This is a genomic window from Flavobacterium ranwuense, assembly GCF_004349315.1.
Lineage (GTDB): Bacteria > Bacteroidota > Bacteroidia > Flavobacteriales > Flavobacteriaceae > Flavobacterium > Flavobacterium ranwuense.
In genome coordinates this window covers 26,300-44,137 of the sequence record NZ_SMLH01000012.1, presented here as the reverse complement: position 1 = coordinate 44,137, position 17,838 = coordinate 26,300, and the positions used below count along the sequence as shown (strand labels likewise).

The 17,838-nt window shown below is 32.9% G+C and carries 18 protein-coding genes; 8 read left to right on the top strand and 10 right to left on the bottom strand.

The features are described 5' to 3' along the window. Positions 1-219 precede the first annotated feature (219 nt). From rlmF to trmD, 5 genes are all read right to left on the bottom strand, one after another. On the bottom strand, positions 220-1,173 hold the full coding sequence (rlmF, locus tag E0I61_RS15640) for a 23S rRNA (adenine(1618)-N(6))-methyltransferase RlmF (protein ID WP_394346073.1): 954 nt from the start codon (positions 1,171-1,173) through the stop codon (positions 220-222). Positions 1,174-1,218: 45 nt separating this feature from the next. Then, positions 1,219-1,881, bottom strand: coding sequence for a thiamine diphosphokinase (locus E0I61_RS15635; RefSeq protein WP_131998093.1), 663 nt, complete (start codon positions 1,879-1,881; stop codon positions 1,219-1,221). A 306-nt stretch (positions 1,882-2,187) separates the two neighbouring features. Further along, positions 2,188-3,411, bottom strand: coding sequence for an isocitrate dehydrogenase (NADP(+)) (locus E0I61_RS15630; RefSeq protein WP_131998090.1), 1,224 nt, complete (start codon positions 3,409-3,411; stop codon positions 2,188-2,190). A 299-nt stretch (positions 3,412-3,710) separates the two neighbouring features. Next, entirely contained in the window at positions 3,711-4,061 is a 351-nt protein-coding gene (gene rplS / locus E0I61_RS15625) for a 50S ribosomal protein L19 (protein ID WP_073207643.1), read from the bottom strand. A 173-nt stretch (positions 4,062-4,234) separates the two neighbouring features. Continuing rightward, positions 4,235-4,912, bottom strand: a complete 678-nt coding sequence (gene trmD / locus E0I61_RS15620) for a tRNA (guanosine(37)-N1)-methyltransferase TrmD (RefSeq protein WP_074723946.1) — start codon at positions 4,910-4,912, stop codon at positions 4,235-4,237. A gap of 208 nt (positions 4,913-5,120) precedes the next feature. Here trmD and E0I61_RS15615 point away from each other — a divergent pair, with 208 nt between their 5' ends. From E0I61_RS15615 to E0I61_RS15600, 4 genes are all read left to right on the top strand, one after another. After that, positions 5,121-7,247, top strand: coding sequence for a M3 family metallopeptidase (locus tag E0I61_RS15615; RefSeq protein ID WP_132072588.1), 2,127 nt, complete (start codon positions 5,121-5,123; stop codon positions 7,245-7,247). A gap of 372 nt (positions 7,248-7,619) precedes the next feature. Further along, positions 7,620-8,099: a hypothetical protein gene (locus tag E0I61_RS15610; RefSeq protein WP_132072587.1), complete on the top strand. Its 480-nt coding sequence runs from the start codon at positions 7,620-7,622 to the stop codon at positions 8,097-8,099. Between the two features lie 198 nt (positions 8,100-8,297). Continuing rightward, the gene (locus E0I61_RS15605) at positions 8,298-8,921 is read left to right on the top strand and encodes a hypothetical protein (protein ID WP_132072586.1); all 624 of its coding nucleotides are present in this window, start codon (positions 8,298-8,300) and stop codon (positions 8,919-8,921) included. Positions 8,922-9,089: 168 nt separating this feature from the next. Further along, positions 9,090-9,497, top strand: coding sequence for a hypothetical protein (locus E0I61_RS15600; protein ID WP_132072584.1), 408 nt, complete (start codon positions 9,090-9,092; stop codon positions 9,495-9,497). A 197-nt stretch (positions 9,498-9,694) separates the two neighbouring features. Here the strand turns inward: E0I61_RS15600 and E0I61_RS15595 are convergent, their stop codons facing one another. From E0I61_RS15595 to E0I61_RS15585, 3 genes are read right to left on the bottom strand one after another with little or no spacing between them, the layout of a single operon-like run. Next, positions 9,695-10,141 (bottom strand): hypothetical protein, encoded by a 447-nt coding sequence (locus tag E0I61_RS15595; protein ID WP_132072582.1) that lies wholly within the window; start codon positions 10,139-10,141, stop codon positions 9,695-9,697. 7 nt (positions 10,142-10,148) lie between these two features. After that, the gene (locus tag E0I61_RS15590; RefSeq protein WP_132072580.1) at positions 10,149-10,562 is read right to left on the bottom strand and encodes a helix-turn-helix domain-containing protein; all 414 of its coding nucleotides are present in this window, start codon (positions 10,560-10,562) and stop codon (positions 10,149-10,151) included. Continuing rightward, the gene (locus E0I61_RS15585) at positions 10,559-11,044 is read right to left on the bottom strand and encodes a hypothetical protein (RefSeq protein WP_132072578.1); all 486 of its coding nucleotides are present in this window, start codon (positions 11,042-11,044) and stop codon (positions 10,559-10,561) included. Before E0I61_RS15585 ends, E0I61_RS15590 begins: the two co-directional genes overlap by 4 nt. A 324-nt stretch (positions 11,045-11,368) precedes the next feature. Here E0I61_RS15585 and E0I61_RS15580 point away from each other — a divergent pair, with 324 nt between their 5' ends. Continuing rightward, positions 11,369-11,758 (top strand): hypothetical protein, encoded by a 390-nt coding sequence (locus E0I61_RS15580; RefSeq protein ID WP_132072576.1) that lies wholly within the window; start codon positions 11,369-11,371, stop codon positions 11,756-11,758. Between the two features lie 192 nt (positions 11,759-11,950). Beyond that, the gene (locus E0I61_RS15575; RefSeq protein WP_131996096.1) at positions 11,951-12,370 is read left to right on the top strand and encodes a hypothetical protein; all 420 of its coding nucleotides are present in this window, start codon (positions 11,951-11,953) and stop codon (positions 12,368-12,370) included. Between the two features lie 239 nt (positions 12,371-12,609). Here E0I61_RS15575 and E0I61_RS15570 read toward each other — a convergent pair whose 3' ends face one another. Further along, the gene (locus E0I61_RS15570) at positions 12,610-15,129 is read right to left on the bottom strand and encodes a M14 family zinc carboxypeptidase (RefSeq protein WP_132072574.1); all 2,520 of its coding nucleotides are present in this window, start codon (positions 15,127-15,129) and stop codon (positions 12,610-12,612) included. Between the two features lie 224 nt (positions 15,130-15,353). Between E0I61_RS15570 and E0I61_RS15565 the strand changes: the two genes are divergently transcribed. Beyond that, positions 15,354-16,286, top strand: a complete 933-nt coding sequence (locus E0I61_RS15565) for a peptidylprolyl isomerase (RefSeq protein ID WP_132072572.1) — start codon at positions 15,354-15,356, stop codon at positions 16,284-16,286. A 108-nt stretch (positions 16,287-16,394) separates the two neighbouring features. On the opposite strand, the gene E0I61_RS15560 is transcribed toward E0I61_RS15565, so the two are convergent. Continuing rightward, on the bottom strand, positions 16,395-17,267 hold the full coding sequence (locus tag E0I61_RS15560) for an alpha/beta fold hydrolase (protein WP_235832141.1): 873 nt from the start codon (positions 17,265-17,267) through the stop codon (positions 16,395-16,397). 151 nt (positions 17,268-17,418) lie between these two features. Here E0I61_RS15560 and E0I61_RS15555 point away from each other — a divergent pair, with 151 nt between their 5' ends. Beyond that, complete coding sequence (locus tag E0I61_RS15555) at positions 17,419-17,757, top strand: tRNA-binding protein (RefSeq protein WP_131996105.1); 339 nt, start codon at positions 17,419-17,421, stop codon at positions 17,755-17,757. Positions 17,758-17,838: the final 81 nt, after the last annotated feature.

The window sequence follows — 17,838 nt, the reverse complement described above, 5'->3', positions numbered from 1 at the left end:
TCTTAAAAACATAGAGAAATGCAACTATTTATGAATAGCTGTATGTTTTTTTCGGTAAAATAAATTTTTTGGGGGTTTAATTATTGATTCAATAATGGAAGTTTTTTTAATGGCTTCATTCTAAATAAATAATATGAAAAGGTATTGGAATATACTGATTATTTCTACTGTCAAGAATAACTTGTGGGATTGAATACTAAAACGAAATAGGGATTATTTTTAAAACTTCCAGGCTTTTTGTTGTGCTTCACTTAGGAAAGTCCAAGCTATAATTCGGCTTGTTTTTTGGCCTTGAGCCATATCAATTGTTTTAATTTCGACAGCACTTACCTTGTTTAATGTTTTGTAAAGACTGGAAAGATTCTCTTTTTTTGAAACTAAAGTAGTAAACCATAAACATTGCATCGGATATTTAGCACTTTCGTAAATCATCTGGGTAACGAAACCTAATTCACCGCCTTCGCACCATAATTCAGCATTATGACCGCCAAAATTTAAAACAGGTTTTGTGGTTTTGGTATTTTCTAAATTATTGATTTTTCTAACCGTACTTTTCGTGGCTTCATCTTGTGAGGCATGAAAAGGAGGATTGCAAATGGTGAATGTAAATTTGTCTTCGGGAGTGATGATGTTTTTAAAAATAAAACGCGATTCTGTTTGTTGTTGTAAGCTTATGGCATCAATCAGTTTTGGATTATCTTCAATAATGGCACTGCAATTTTCAATTGCTTTTAAATCGATATCCGTTCCTACAAAACTCCATCCGTAAGCTGAATTACCAATTATAGGATAAATGCAATTGGCACCCACACCAATGTCTAAACCTTGAACAGTTTCCCCTTCAGGAATGATTCCGTTGTTGCTTGAAGCTAATAAATCGGCTATATAATGAATGTAATCTGCTCTTCCGGGAATGGGTGGACAAAGATAATTTTTAGGAATATCCCAGTTTTGAATGTCATAATGCGATAACAATAATGCTTTGTTAAGTGACTTTACGGCATCAGGATTGCTAAAATCAATGGTCTCGATTTTATGTTCGTTAACTGAAACAAAATGCTGTAATTCAGGAGATTTTTCTATTAATTCTTCAAAATTATATCCAAATCTATCAAGATTTCTAGGATGTAAATTAGTCTTTTCGGTAATCGTTTTCGGTTTTATTTTTTCCATTTGGGCGCAAAGATAGTCAATCTTTTTTTGTCAAATTATAGATTATCAATCTAAACATTCCATCATCAATAAATCACCTTCGTCATGTTCGATTGTTACAATGCCGTCTTTAATCACATGATTGCTGCTTCCGGTTCTGTATCCAATGGTTAGACTATCATCTTTCAATGGGTAAAATAAATTATCAGAGTGAATTCCAGTAACGTGACCGATGGGAATTAATGAAATAGGAGTATTGGCAGTGTACCATTTTTCGAATTTTTTAGGCAATAAAAATACTTTTGAATGATCGTCCAGAATTACAATTTTCAATAGATTTCTATATCGTGTGATGTTGGTAAGATTGGTAATCGTATGATCGGCTCTTCTTCCGGTTGCCCAAACGACGTTTACGGCAGGAATCTTTCTTTCGATCAAATAGTCAAAAGCTTTTTCTAAATCGGTTTTATTCTGGTCCGGCGTATGAATAATTTCGATTGGATATTGAGACGTTTTATAAATTTCTGGATCAAATCCTCTGTCGAAATCTCCTAAAAGTACATCTACTTTGATGTCTAATTCCATCACACGTACCATAGCCGAATCTAATACAAGGACAAGCGGTGACCATTCCAATAATTGGCCTAATAGTTCCGGGTTACAGGAAGCGCCGTTGGCAATGATTAAAGCAGGTTCTTGGTCGTCGCGAACGATATGGTGTGAAGACATTAGGATTTAAGATTTAAGAATGTTGATTTAGGATTTATGGTGTAAAGGTAAAAAAAGAAAGTTTATGGTTTACAGTTGCGATTGTAATGAAAAATAAAATAGTTTGCGTGAAAATTAAACTTTATTGGGTTTGAATAGAGGTATTTGTAGCGGTACTAATTTATTTTGCAAACATTTCTTAGATTTTGATTTCCAAATTTCACTAAATCGAAGTTGATTCTTGTTTGAGAAATGTTGATGTATTACTAAGGTAAAAAAAAAGACAACCGTTTCCAGTTGTCTTTTTAATATAGTTTATGAAAAAAATTAAGCTAGTTTAGCTTCTAAATTTTCTTTTATGGCTGCCAAGAATTTTTCGGTAGTTAAGTAATCAGCTTCAGTCAAACCTTCTGGTTTTACTAACATTGCTAAATCTTTAGTCATTTTTCCGCTTTCAACAGTATCAATACATACTTGTTCTAAGGCATGACAAAAATCAATTAAAGCTTGGTTTTCGTCAAGTTTACCTCTGTGTTCCAATCCTCTTGTCCATGCAAAAATAGAGGCAATTGGGTTAGTAGAAGTTGCTTTTCCTTGTTGGTGTTGTCTGAAGTGACGTGTTACAGTTCCGTGAGCAGCTTCCGCTTCTACTGTTTTTCCATCAGGAGTTACTAATACAGAAGTCATTAGTCCAAGTGAACCAAATCCTTGTGCCACAGTATCTGATTGTACATCACCATCATAGTTTTTACAAGCCCAAACAAAACCACCGCTCCATTTCATTGCAGAAGCAACCATGTCGTCAATTAGTCTGTGTTCGTAAATAATACCTGCTTCAACAAATTTTGCTTTGTAGTGCTCTTGGTACACTTCTTCAAAAATATCTTTGAAACGCCCGTCATAAGCTTTCAAAATCGTGTTTTTTGTAGAAAGGTATAAAGGCCATTTTTTTGTCAAAGCCATTTGGAAAGAAGAATGGGCAAAACCAAAAATACTTTCGTCAGTATTGTACATTGCCATTGCAACACCATCACCTTGAAAATCGTAAACTTCCCAAGACTGAGTTTCTCCAGCTTCGTTAGTAAAACTCATTGTCAAAGTTCCTTTTCCTTTGATTACGGTATCAGTCGCTTTGTATTGATCTCCAAAAGCGTGACGACCAATAACAATAGGTTTAGTCCAACCCGGAACCAAACGTGGTACGTTACTCATAATAATTGGCTCACGGAAAACAGTTCCGCCTACAATATTACGAATCGTTCCGTTTGGTGATTTCCACATTTTTTTTAAACCAAATTCTTTTACTCTGTCTTCATCAGGAGTAATGGTAGCACATTTGATACCTACATTGTATTTTTTTATCGCTTCTGCAGAGTCGATAGTGATTTGATCATTGGTAGCATCTCTGCTTTCCATTCCTAAATCGTAATATTTAATATCTAAATCTAAATAAGGAAGAATTAATTTTTCTTTAATAAAGGACCAAATAATTCGTGTCATTTCATCGCCATCCAATTCAACCACAGGATTGGCTACTTTAATTTTTGTCATAGTGTATTGATATATGTAATTCTTATTTTTAAATGTAGCTACAAATGTAATAAAACGTTATCGTAAAAGAAAATGCGTTTTCATTAAGTTTTTAGTAGTTTAAAATGAATTATCAAATTGTTGTTTTAGGGTATTCAAATTAAGAATATGAAAAAGATATTCCTTATTTGTTGTCAAATACGAAGCGCTTGAAATCCGCTTAATTCTTGTTAAATTTAAAGAATAGCATTGAGTATCTTGGTTTTAAACCAAAAAAAGTCCCAACAGTGTTGGGACTTTTATAGTAAAGAGACAGTAAACTATCTTCTTTTGTCTTTAATTTTAGCTTTTTTACCAGTAAGTTCTCTGAAGTAGAAAATTCTAGCTCTACGTACAGCACCTTTCTTATTGATTTCAATTTTTTGCAATGCAGGAAGATTTACTGGGAAGATACGCTCAACTCCAACAGCTCCTGACATTTTACGAATAGTGAAAGTTTCTGTGTTAGCAGAACCTCTTCTTTGGATTACAACTCCTTTGAAAAACTGTGTTCTAGTTTTTTCACCCTCTCTAATTTCGTAGTAAACGGTGATAGTATCTCCAGCTGCAAAAACTGGGAATTCTTTTCTTGTTACGAATTCGTCTTGAACGAATTTCATTAAATCTGCCATGATAATTTTTTTAATTATGGGTTGTATTAAATCAACATTCACGGATCTCGCCAGAGGTTGAACTAATGTGGGTGCAAAAGTAAATAAAAAAGTTTTAAGTTTTAAGTTTTTCTGGTTTAAAGTTTAGAAGTTGTTAAACACCAACTTTAGATCTCAAGCTTTAAAATAATTTTTTACTCTTCCAATAAATCCGGACGTCTGTTTTTAGTATGTTCATACGCCATATCTTCGCGCCATTTGTCAATTTTGGCAAAATTTCCACTGGTCAAAACTTCCGGAACTTTCCAGCCGTTGTAATCAGCCGGGCGTGTGTATATAGGTCCTGACAATAATCCATCCTGAAAACTATCCGTCAATGCTGAGGTTTCGTCACTTAAAACACCAGGAATTAATCGGATTAAAGCATCGGATAGTACCAAAGCTCCTAATTCGCCACCGCTCAATACATAATCACCAATTGATATTTCTTTGGTAATAAAATGATCGCGAACCCGTTGATCTACACCTTTATAATGTCCGCAAAGGATAATAATATTTTCATACATTGACATGGTATTCGCCATTTTCTGGTTCAAGGTTTCCCCGTCCGGCGACATATAAATAATTTCATCGTAGGTTCTTTCACTTTTCAAATGTGTAATGCAGGCATCAATAGGCTGTACAGTCATTACCATTCCAGCGCCACCTCCATACGGATAATCATCCACACTTTTCTGTCTGTTGGTGGTGTAATCCCGTAAGTTATGAAAATGAACTTCTACTAAACCTTTGTCAATAGCGCGTTTCATAATTGAGGCCTCAAATGGACTTCGCAATAATTCTGGGAGAACGGTAACAATATCGATGCGCATAATTTTTATTAAAAAGGTTCTAAGTTGCAAAGGTACAAAGTTGCAGAGGTTTTCAAATAACCAAATCAATGATTAAACTTTTTTTAGGAACTTTTTTAGCTTTTGGCTTAACTGATGTTGCTTTTAGCAGGAATTAATTCTTCAGGGCAATATTTCATATGATACTTTTTTCAACTACTTTTATGTCTTAAAAATAAACCACTTAATTATGCAAGTTTTTTCAAAAATAATCGTTGCTAGTTCCTTGTTTTTAGTTGCTTCTTTCCAAACTGAAACACTCTATGCACAAAACAAATCCGTTAAGATGACGAATCCTCTTTTGCAAAAAAGTGCGTTGCAGTATCAAGCACCGACTTTTAATTTAATTAAAGACGAACATTTTAAACCTGCTTTTGAATACGGTTTAAAAATTCATGATCAAGAAATTGAAAAGATTGCAAACAATCCGGCGAAACCTACTTTTCAAAACACGGTATTGGCATTAGAAACCAGTGGTGTGGATTTGAATAGGGCAAAAGGAATTTTTGAGAACTTAACGGGTTCAAATACCAATCCCACTTTACAGGCTATTGAAGCAGAATATGCTCCTGTTTTTTCAGCGCATGATGATAAAATATATTTGAATAGTAAATTATATAAACGATTCAAAGCATTGGATATTAATTCTTTGAAAGGTGAAAATAAAAAACTGGCAGAATATTATTTGCAAAAGTTTGAATTAGCAGGTGCGAATTTGTCGGCAGCCGATAAAGAAAAAATGAAAAATATTAACGGAGAGTTGGCTACTTTGGGGACACTCTTTGGAAATAAATTATTGACTGCCCGTAAAAATGGAGCCGTTGTATTTGACAATGTAAATGATTTAGCGGGTTTAAGTGCCGATGAAATTGCCGCTGCAAAGGCAAAAGCTACTGAAGCAGGTCAAGACGGAAAGTATTTAATAGGATTGTTAAACACGACGCAACAACCATTATTGCAAAGTCTTACCAACAGAGCCACGAGAGAAAAGATATACAAAGCATCTTGGAATCGTGCCGAAAAAAGCGATGATGGTGATACTCGTGAAGTAATTGAGCGAATGGCAAGATTGCGTTTGCAAAAAGCAAATTTAATGGGTAAGAAAAGTTTTGCCGAATGGAAATTACAAGATCAAATGGCGCAATCACCGGCACCAGCGATGGATTTATTGGCAAAAATTGCAGGTCCGGCAGTTGTAAAAGCAAAAGTTGAAGCAAAAGAAATTCAAGACCTGATTGATTCACAAAACGGAGGATTTAAATTAGAACCTTGGGATTGGAACTTTTATTCAGAGCAAGTGCGTAAAGCAAAATATGATTTAGACGAAAGTCAAATAAAACCGTATTTCGAAATTGCTACTGTTTTAGAAAAAGGCGTGTTTTTCGCCGCACAACAAATGTATGGCATCACATTTAAAGAGCGACATGATTTGCCGGTCTATCATCCAGATGTAAAAGTGTATGAAGTATATGATAATGACGGGAAATCAATTGCGATATATTATTTAGATTTTTACACTCGAGACAATAAAAATGGAGGCGCTTGGATGAATAATTTTGTGAACCAGTCGCATTATTTAAAACAAAAACCAGTTATTGTCAATGTCTATAATTTCTCAAAACCAGCCGGTGGAAATCCATCCTTGATTAGTTTTGATGATGTAACCACTCTGTTTCATGAGTTCGGGCATACTTTACACGGATTGTTTGCAAACCAGCAGTATGTAACGCTTTCTGGGACATCCGTTCCACGTGATTATGTGGAGTTTCCTTCCCAAATCAATGAGCATGCAGCATTGGATCCTTTGGTTTTAAAAAATTATGCGATACATTATCAAACCAAACAAGCCATTCCACAGGAGTTAATTGATAAAATCAAAAAAGCAGATACCTTCAATAAAGGATACGTAGTAACGGAGCTTTTAGCGGCAGCAACGCTAGATATGGCTTGGCATAGTGTAGAAAAGGAATCCGATTTCAAACCCACTTTAGTTTTCGAAAAAGAGGCACTGCAAAAATACGGCTTGTTGGTAAATGAGGTTCCAACAAGGTACCACACGCCTTATTTTGCTCATATTTGGGGCGGAGGGTATTCTGCAGGATATTATGCGTACACGTGGTCAAAAACATTAGACTATAATGCTTTCGACTGGATGCAGGCCAATGGTGGTATGACAAGAGCTAATTGTGAGCGTTTTAGAAAATACATTTTATCAGTGGGTAACAGTGTTGATTTAAACAAAGCTTTCAAAGATTTTATTGGACATGACATGCAAATAGAACCGTATTTGAGAAACGCTGGTTTATTAGTGAAATAATAAAATTTTGATGCAAATAATTAAAATGACATTCGTAAGGATGTCATTTTTTTTAGGATTTATTCTGAATTTAGTTCAGAAGCATTTTCCAGCTATTCGTTGCAATCTTTTTAAGGCGATGAAAAATCGCCTTAAAAAAGGATTTTCACTGCTATCTGGGCTAGGATTTAGTGGAATTATGGGGTTTTAAAGGACTAGATTAGTACGAAAAGTATTCAACAAATTGAAGGTTCTTCTGATGATTTGTAAGGATTAATATTTATATTTGGGTTTGAATAAAGTGTGTATATTACCACACATATACACCCGATTATGGGTAGGTATGTGTGATTTTGTCACACATATATACAAGTTAGCAGAAAGCCTTAGAAAATGATTGCAAAAAAGAAAATATTTGTCTTCTCAATTGTTTCGGTTAGCACTTTAATGCTAATACTTTTTTGCATCATTGTTTTACTTAAAAATAAAACCTTTGAACAAGAAAATCTCTTTAGTTTAGGTTTACCACCAGCAAATTTTTATGAAGATATTTGTGGCTGCTCACTTGAAAAAGTTTTAAGTTTTAGAAATTTCAAGTCATATGAATTAACAATAGAGACTAATGAAAAGCAAAAACAATTCGGTCAAATTCAAACAGATATCGGAAATATTGTCAGGAGAAATGATTCAAAGAATGGAATTCACGTTAAGTTAAATAAAAAAACAAGTTATGGCGACGTGGTTAGAATATTAGATATTTGCGAAATTGAAAAGGCACCAACTTATATTCTTAAAGATTACGATATTTGGATTATGACAGGTTCGAATCCTGAATTAGTAAAAAATTGCCCAATGAGAAGACCAAAGTCATAACGGCCATCTGCTAACAGCCGTTTGGCAAGATTGGGGTTTTGGCTGGATTTTAAATCGGTCTTGTATTTGTAAAATCAGTGATTAACCGAAATATAAATCTTAATTTAGTCCCCAACCTCGCCAAGCGGCGGGACGTTACCTGCTATTTTATCAGAAACTCAACAGAAACAATTATGATTTAAAATTGAATTTAGAAAAATGAAAAATATTATATTACTATTTGTTTTAACCCTGTTAAGTTGCAATACCAAAAAGAATGATGATTTAATTCGCGAGAAAGAATCAATTATCATTATTCAAACCTTAATTGAAGAAAAAGGATTAGAAATGGTAAGCGATTTTCGCACTGAAAAAGAACTTCCAATTTGTTTAAACTTAAAAAAAGTTATTGTCAAAACTAAATGTTTCGAAGAAACGAAAGCTAATGATAAAATAACAGTGATAAAATTTCCGGAAAAATCGTTTACAAACCAAGCAGAAGTTTGCATAGAAAAAATCTACAAATCTAGACCAATTAATAACTCATTTTTCTTGAAAAACGATTCTCTTAATATTGTTAATCAAAATGAAACTTTTAAAGCATTCAAAATCCCAAAAAGTATAACTCAAAAGTTTAAAACTGTTGAATTAACTAAAAGTTTAAAAATAACTGAAAAATATATTCAGTTTTCTATTCCAATATTTTCAAAAGATAATACTAAAGCATACTTAGAATTTGATCATTACTCCGACAATGAAAATAGTTATGGTAGATCAATATATTTAGAAAAAGTAAATGGAAAATGGAAAATAAAGTATATCGAAAGAAATTGGGCAATTTAAAAAACAGCAGGTAACAGCCGTTTGGCTAGATTGGGGTTTTAGGTATAATTTAAAGTTGGTCTTGTATTTGGAAATTTTGTGCTTAACCGAAATATTAATCTTAATTTAGTCCCCAACCTCGCCAAGCGGCGGGACGTTATGCGAGATTTTCACAACCAAAAGAGAAAGATGAAACATTTTTTTATATTACTGATAATTTTTCCAAATTTAGTTTCTGGACAAATTTTCAATGAAATGCAGAAATGTGACACCCTTATTTTTAAAGTAGGTCGAAATTTTGCGGATTCAGACGTCAGAATGCAAATAACTGATCGCAAATCTCAGGAAAGATACATTTTTACGAAAGGCAATATCAGTATTACATTTAGAAAAGATATAAACATAGAAGATATTCAACTTCAAAAATCTATTGAAAAACCTATTTTTAAGCTTGATGAAAATTTCTTCCAAACTACAGATTTCCAAAACTTTATAGAGTTCCTAATTGTTTGGAAGAAACCAGTTTATATTATTGATCGCGTTATGAAAAATAATAAGCTAATTAAAAGAAAAGTTTTTATTACATATACGCTTTAAAACCTCGCATAACAGCCGTTTGGCTAGATTGGGGTTTTAGGCTGAATTTAAAGTTGGTCTTGTGTTTGGAAATTTTGTACTTAACCGAAATATTAATCTTAATTTAATCCCCAACCTCGCCAAGCGGCGGGACGTTGTGCGATATTTTAGAAAAAATCGGAGAATTCAACAAACCTATCGAAACAAATTGATAAATTTTATTTAGTTAAATTTGGAAGTAGCTTTGAGATATCGAACAAAGGTAAAACTAAATCAATAGGTAAGTTAGATACTTTATAAGACATCATACCACGTGTAGCACCAATAGAAATACTCAATAAAGTACCCATTAATTCATCTGCTACAAAAACCTTTGAATCTTCTATTTTAATAACATTATCGTAAGTACTTTCAAACTTAAATAATGTTTCTGTTGTAAACTTAAAAAACTCTTTATATTTGTTTTCAATTTTGTATTTATAAAATATTGTTAAACTTAAAGCTACAGATTTTTCATTGGGAAAACCCTTAAGAGAAAAAGCAAGCCCTAATTCTAAATTATCATGATTAAAATCATTAACAATATCATCGCTTAACTTATTACTAAATAAAGTTTCTTTAATGTTTTTAAACTGAACCCCTATTTCTTTACTTTCTTCTGACATAATTATTTTAACAATGTAAAGTTTTAAACTTTTGAGCATTAAGCCTATAAGACTTTTGATTTTGAATATTTATTGGTGCTTTATCTACTTTTATATTGTTATATAAAAATTCTTTGTAAATGATAACGACCTCAGTTTTTTGTTTGTATTCTTCTTCTGTACAAATACTTAAAAGCTTACTACCTAAAACTTCCTCAATTTTTGCTAAAGTTTTAATAGTATAGTTATGAGAACCACTCATCCATTTGCTTATTTCGGATTCGTTTTTATTTAATTTTTTAGCAAGTTCTTTTTGATCAAAACCTTTTACATCCATCAAATATTGAATCCTTGTAGATAAGTCGTAAGAATTATCAATAAATATATCAATATATTTAGCTCTAACTTTTCTTATTCTATCTAATAACGAATTTCTTTTCATATGTTGTAACTTAAATTTCCAACTAATTTACGATTAATTATTGAAAGTCTATTGTATTTAATATTGCTTTTTATTTTGAAATCAATTGTTTGAAGTAATGAAACACAACTGTCTAAAAATGGGTCTTCATTATATGTTTTAGTAGTTTTATAACCTCCATTACCAATTATTACAATGTTTTTTGAGATATGAATTACATAAAGCCTTAATTTTGAACTATAGAGATATTCCGGAAGAGATGCAACATCATCTCTCATCTTACCTACATTTCTAAAATTTCTTGGTTCTGCCCCAGATTTACCAATTTTTTCAATCATTTTTGTAATTATTCCTAAATCTTCTTCAAACTCTTTCTTATCAATAAAGTTTAAAATAAATTTTTCTGCTTCACTAAACTCATCGCCAAGAAACCTGAAAGTGTAGTACGTCACTTCATCATATTCTTCAAAAATTTCTAATGTTATATTGTTACTTAAATTCACTTATAAGTTATGTGCAAAATTAGACTTTAAATCGAGTATTCCAAATATATTTAATTCAAAATTAACTTATAAGTGAATAATGAAAGTATTCTTGAAATTTAAAAAATTATCACTCCTACAAAAGTAATTATTTTTAACGAAAAAAAAACTATAAAAAAAACATCGCACAACACACGTCTCGCGCAATTTGCGAATTTAGTGGAATTACCGTTTTTTATTGTATTTTCGTTTAGCCGAAAATACTCGTCTTCGAAAGTCGCAAACTGCGCGAGGCGCGGGAACGTTATATGCCATTTTCAGGAGATTGAGAATAAAAACAACCAATTGAAAACACAACAAAAATCTATGAAAGAAGAAATTATAAACTGGATAAATAATATTCACCAAATTGATGGAATTCCTCCAAAAGAAGTAATCGCATTTAATTTTGGAATATATGAAGATGAAACAGGATATAAAATGTATTTAGTTGGCGGTTTTGAATATGATGAAAATAATGATGATTGGGCAAGTATTGAATTGCCTAAAGAATTACACAGATACCTAAATCTTCCTGTCAAATTACAATCAGAAACGTGGGATTTTATTTTAGATTATTGTGCAAATACGTTAATAGAATTAGAGACAGAAGGAAAATTAAATAATCCATTATTACAAAATGCAATTGCAATAACAACTGGGTTTGATGATGGAGATTTAATTAAAATTAGATAAAAACGGCATATAACAGCGGTTTCGCCTCATTGCGGCATAGTGCTTAATTTAATTGTTATTTTGTACTTGCAATATTTTGGCTAATCTAAAATTCTCTGTTTATTTGTCCGCAACGCAGGCGAAGCCGCGAGACGTTATGTGCTATTTTAAAGACGATTACGTATAAAATTAACTATTGAATTAAAAGTCAGAATGCTGAAAATTTACTACAGAATTTGGGTTAGCTTATTTCTTAAAATACAACTTTCACAAAATGGCAATAAATATTATTCTTTAATTATGTCACTTCTTGCTTTGAGTGTAACTAACTTTATAAATATTTTATTAATTATCACAATACTCGTTTTATCAGGAACTAAAATAAATATTTTTGAAATATTTCCAGAAAATAGAATGATTCGAAATATTTCAATTTTGCTTGTCTTTTTATTACCAAATTACTTTTTATTAATTTATAATAATAAATATCAATTGTTATTAGATAAATATGAAAGTCAAAATATTAAAAATTTGGGTATTAAATACTTTTTTGTCAGTACTCTTTTATTCTTGCTACTAGTGATTATAACTATGATATTTCCAGAATTTTTTAATTTAACTGTGAAAAAATAAAACAGCATATAGCAGCTACTACAACGGATTTGGGTATTAGGCTTAATTTGAAGTTAGTTTTGTATTTGGAAGATTTGGCCAATCCGAATAATGGGCTTAATTTAGTCCCAAACTGCGTGTAGCGCGGGAACGAACGTTAGATTAGTATTAAAACCAAAAAATCGCAACGTATTTCTACGCTACGCTTCCTTTTTTTTAATATTCTGAGATGCTATTTCAATATAGGATTATGGTTTTTACTACATGAGTTTACTAAAGAAAACTGCATTCCAAAATAATTTTTCGGTTCCCAACCAGAAAGCTCTGAAATTAGTGTTATCAGTAAAAATTAAGATATTCCCTTCTCCTTTTCGTATCGCTTGAAACGGAACGGTTTCTTTTAATAATTCTAGTTTTGGTTTCGAAATGTAACCGCTGAGTAATGGATTTTTAGTGTACTGTATCGGGTTGCTAAAGCTGTTTTTATTGGGTTCAATAAAAATCGATGAATTCCTGAAAATAGGCATTGTATTTCTAGGCATTCCATAATTAATCGGGTGGGATAAATCTAATTTAGTTTCAAATATGGCTCCGCCAATCTCTTGTGCTCCTTTGTAATCGCTAGTTTGTTCAAAGGTAATCGCTTTGGCTTCACTTTTACTGGTTTTTAAAGTCAACTCAATTAATTTGGCATCATTCAGCCATTTAATAGCATCCTGATAAGCAATTAAAGTCCCTCCGTTTTGTGTCCATTGTTCTATTTTAGTTACTGTGGCCGGTGAAAGTCCACCATAATTTCCATTCACGATGATTAAAGTAGTGTAGGCGCTTAGATTCACTTTTTGTAGTTGTTCCACATCTATTTTAGTTAACGGAATTTCTGCTTTTTGATCAAATAAATGCCATAATTCTCCCGCATCTGATGGATCAACATTACGGCCCACAACCATGGCTACTTTTGGCATAGTGAGATTAACTAAATTAGGGTTTCCTAAATTGGCACCATCGGTAAAACCTGTTTCTACTGCGGTAATAGCAATAGCATAGTTTGGGATAATTTGGTTGAGGTAGGCATAAATTTCATCCGAACTCAGCGTTTGATTTTGAATAGGCAATAATAAACTTCCATAGGAAAAAGTTTTCCCGTTGTGTACAAATGGTTTTTTGGTCGTTTTTACGCGCAGTCCTTTGGCCAGTAATTGGTATAAAAGTTTAGGAGAATTGTAATCGGTCCATTCAATTAAATAACCCACATCACTTTTTTGATTCACCATTCCGGATTTGAACGGGTTTTCGTAACGCGCTCCAGCCTGTGAAAGGGAATTCATTCCTTCAAAATTTAAATTGAAAGCCAAATCAAAATTCCATGCTGAAATGTCATAAAATAAGCTGTCTTTGAACTTGGTTTGTCTGTCGAAAATAGCGTGTATCAGCTTTGAGTTTTTTTGTTCCATAGGAATAATAACGCTCAAGTCTTTGCTGAATTTCTTTTTGTTGATGGTGATGTCTTCTTTCAAATGAAGCATTTCAATCTTATGTTGGCTAAGAATTTTAGTCAATTCTTTAACTTTAGTGGCATCTTTTTCGTCTCCAAAAACGTAGCCTTTTATTTTATTATTTTTACTTTCGATACTGGAATTAGCAAAAAAATCGTGTTGGTATTTCAATAATTCTTTTCGCATTTCATACGTAGCCTGCAGCGTTGATAGGCTGGAAGTAAATTGATTTCTGATCGTAAATGGGAAAGTGATTACTCCGTTTACGCTTTGTTGGGCATGTCCTCTTGAACTCGCTTGTTCGAATAAAATGCCGATACCGCCATTGATGTCTGGATAAGTAGATCCTTTGCCGTAATAAAAGTCATCAAAACCGTCTTCGACAAAATAAAAACTTCCAATTTTATCCAATGCTTTGGCATGGTAGCCAGCAATTTTTGCAGTTAGTTTTTGGTTTAATTCAGGAGTAAGCGGATTAGTGCGACTTTGAACACCAGGTTGAAAAAAGTAGGTCGAATTAGTTCCCATTTCGTGGAAATCACATAATACGTTAGGCATCCATTTTCTATAAGTTCTAATGCGTGCCTGACTTTCCGGAAGTTGAACAGGAAGCCAGTCTCTGTTCATGTCAAACCAATAATGATTAAATCGACCACCTGGCCATGCTTCATTGAATTCTCTATCATTAGGGTCAGTTACTAAATTTTTGCTTTTATGGCTATTTACCCAAGTAGAAAAACGATGTAATCCGTCTGGATTTAAACTGGGATCTAATAAAATGACCGTATTGTCCAGTATTTTTTCAAGTTCAGGACTTTCAGATGCTGCAAGATAATACGCCAAAGCAATCGCAGCACCCGTTCCGCTGGATTCATTACCATGAATTGAATATCCTAAATAGACGACAATAGGTAAGTCAGATACGTCCTGAACACTGGCATTTGAGTCCGTTAGTGCAAGATGTCTTTTATGGATTTCATCAATTTTTGCTAAATTTTTAGGGCTCGAAATAGTAAGTAATTGAAGCGGACGGTTTTCATAAGTATAACCGGTTGTTTCTATTTGTACTCGGTCAGAAGCTTCTGCAATTGCATTCATAAAATGAACCACTTGATTGTGATCCGTGTGCATTTCTCCTAATTCAAAATTAAATATACTTTTAGGAGTCGGAATTTTTTCATTGTATGTAGAATTTTGTGGCAAAAAATATTCTAATGTCACCAACTGCTGTTGCGCATTACAAATGAAGCTAATAAAGAATAAAATGCAATAGATAGATTTCATGAAAAAATAAGTTTTTATTGGTGATGGTATTAAAAGTATCAATTGAATTCAAGTTGACTTATAATTTATTCAAAGGTTAAATTTTAAACTACTTTAAATAAGATATTTTTAAGGCTGTAAATTGGACTAAATATCAAGATAATTTATCAAATGTAACATTTTAGTGAATAGGTTCAAATAAATTATTTTCGTAAATTTGCCCTTCAATAATAAATTAAACAAAAATGGAAAACGGAATATATGCTAAATTCAACACCACTAAAGGTGCTATTTTAGTAAAACTAGCACACGATTTGACTCCAGGTACAGTGGGGAATTTCGTAGGATTGGCAGAAGGAAACTTAGAAAATAAAATAAAACCACAAGGGGTTAAATTTTATGACGGATTAAAATTCCACAGAGTAATTCCTGATTTCATGATTCAAGGTGGTTGTCCACAAGGAACAGGAACTGGAGATCCAGGGTATAAATTTGATGATGAATTTCATCCAAGTTTGAAACATGATCGTCCGGGAGTTTTGGCAATGGCCAATTCAGGACCTGGAACAAACGGTTCTCAATTCTACATTACACACATTCCAACAGAATGGTTGGACAACAAACATACTGTTTTTGGTCATGTGGTAGAAGGTCAAGATATTGTTGATGCTGTTGCTCAAGGTGATGTTTTAGAGTCTTTAGAAATTGTTAGAGTAGGAGAAGAAGCTAAAAATTGGAATGCAATAGAAGCTTTTATCACTTTCAAAGGGTCTCGTAACAAGCGTGATGCAGCTTTAAAAGCAGATGCTGAAGCCGCTATGGAAAAACTGGCTGCTGGTTTTGAAAAAACAGAAAGCGGTTTGCGTTACCAATTCATCCAAAGAGGGGAAGGTAAAAAAGCAGAAAACGGAAAAACAGTTTCAGTACATTACACAGGACAACTTCCTGATGGAAAAGTTTTTGACAGTTCTTATCCTCGTAAAAAACCAATTGAATTTCCATTAGGAAAAGGAAACGTTATTGAAGGCTGGGACGAAGGTATTGCCTTGTTGCGCGTAGGAGACAAAGCACGTTTTGTGATTCCGGCTCATTTAGGTTACGGATCTCGTGGTGCTGGAGGAGCAATTCCACCAAATGCTACGTTGATTTTCGACGTAGAATTAATGGATGTTAAATAGTTTATACTATTCAGATAGCATATAAAATTTAAAAATCCCAAAACGAAAAGTTTTGGGATTTTTTTGTAATAAATGAATTGTGACTTATCAACTCTATTAAATTTGAATTTATGAATTCAAAAATTCAATCAAATCCTTGTTTAATTTATCTTTTTCAATGTAAAATAGCCCGTGTGGCGCTCCTTCATAAACGATAAATTTATTGTCCGGTATTAATTTTGCTGCTATCTCAGAAGTAATTTCAATTGGAACTGTTTTGTCTTCATCTCCATGAATAATTAATGTAGGAACATTTACGGATGCCATTTCACGACGAAAATCGGTTGTTGAAAAAGATATGGCACATTCTAAAGTGGCACGTGGTGAAGCAAAAGAGCACAGCATTCTATAATAATCCAATAAAGGTGTACTGATAGGTTTGCTGATAAAACTCACTCCAAAAAATGTTTTTCCAAAACTATCCAGAAAACCAATTCGGTCTTCCTTGATTTGTGCTGCCATGGCATCATACTTTTCTTGTGGAACACCATTTGGATTAGAATCTGTTTGCAATTGAAACGGTGTTACTGAAGCGATAAGTACCGCTTTTGAAACTCCTTTTCCACCATGACGACTGAAATAGCGTACCACTTCGCCACCACCCATTGAAAATCCAACAAGTGTGGCTTCTTTTAAATCCAATTGCTCAATAATAGCCTTTAAGTCGTCTGCTAAAGTATCATAATCATAACCATCCCAAGGTTGTGAGGATTTTCCAAAACCACGACGGTCATAAACAATAACTCTAAAATTATTTTGAACTAAAGTATCAATTTGGTATTCCCACATTTCATTCGATAGTGGCCAACCGTGAATAAGGATTACTGGTTTCCCTTCGCCATAATCTTTGACATATAATTTTACATTTGGTGCTGTTTCAATGTACATGTCTAATCCAGTATTATTTTTCTTTCTCGATTCGCTGCTGTTTCTTTGACTCATTTCCATAATAGTTTGCTATTTACAAGATGAATTTAATATTCATCTTTTGTAAAATTAGATGGATAAACTGAAAATAGTATTACAGAATTAGTGTAAATACTTGTAAAATTTATAGGTTTGTTATTCAATACTTTGTTTAATAAAATTAACTATGGAAAATCTTACTTGGCATGAATTTGAAAAAGTAGAAATGCGTGTGGGAACTATTCTGGAAGTCAATGATTTCCCTGAAGCTAGAAAACCCGCGTACCAACTTACCATAGATTTTGGTTCTGAAATCGGAATTAGAAAAACATCGGCACAAATAACCAAACGTTACAAAAAAGGAGATTTGCTCCACCGTCAGATTGTAGCGGTAGTGAATTTCCCTAAAAAGCAAATCGGAAAATTCATGAGTGAATGTCTGGTATTGGGTGCAGTAGGAAATGAAGGAGACGTGATTTTATTGGCTCCCGATTTCAAAATAGAAAACGGATTGCGAATTGGGTGATGTTGGATTCATAAATAAAAAACGAACTGCTATTTAGATTGGCCCCATAAAAAAAAGTCCAAAAATCTTCTAATTTTTGGA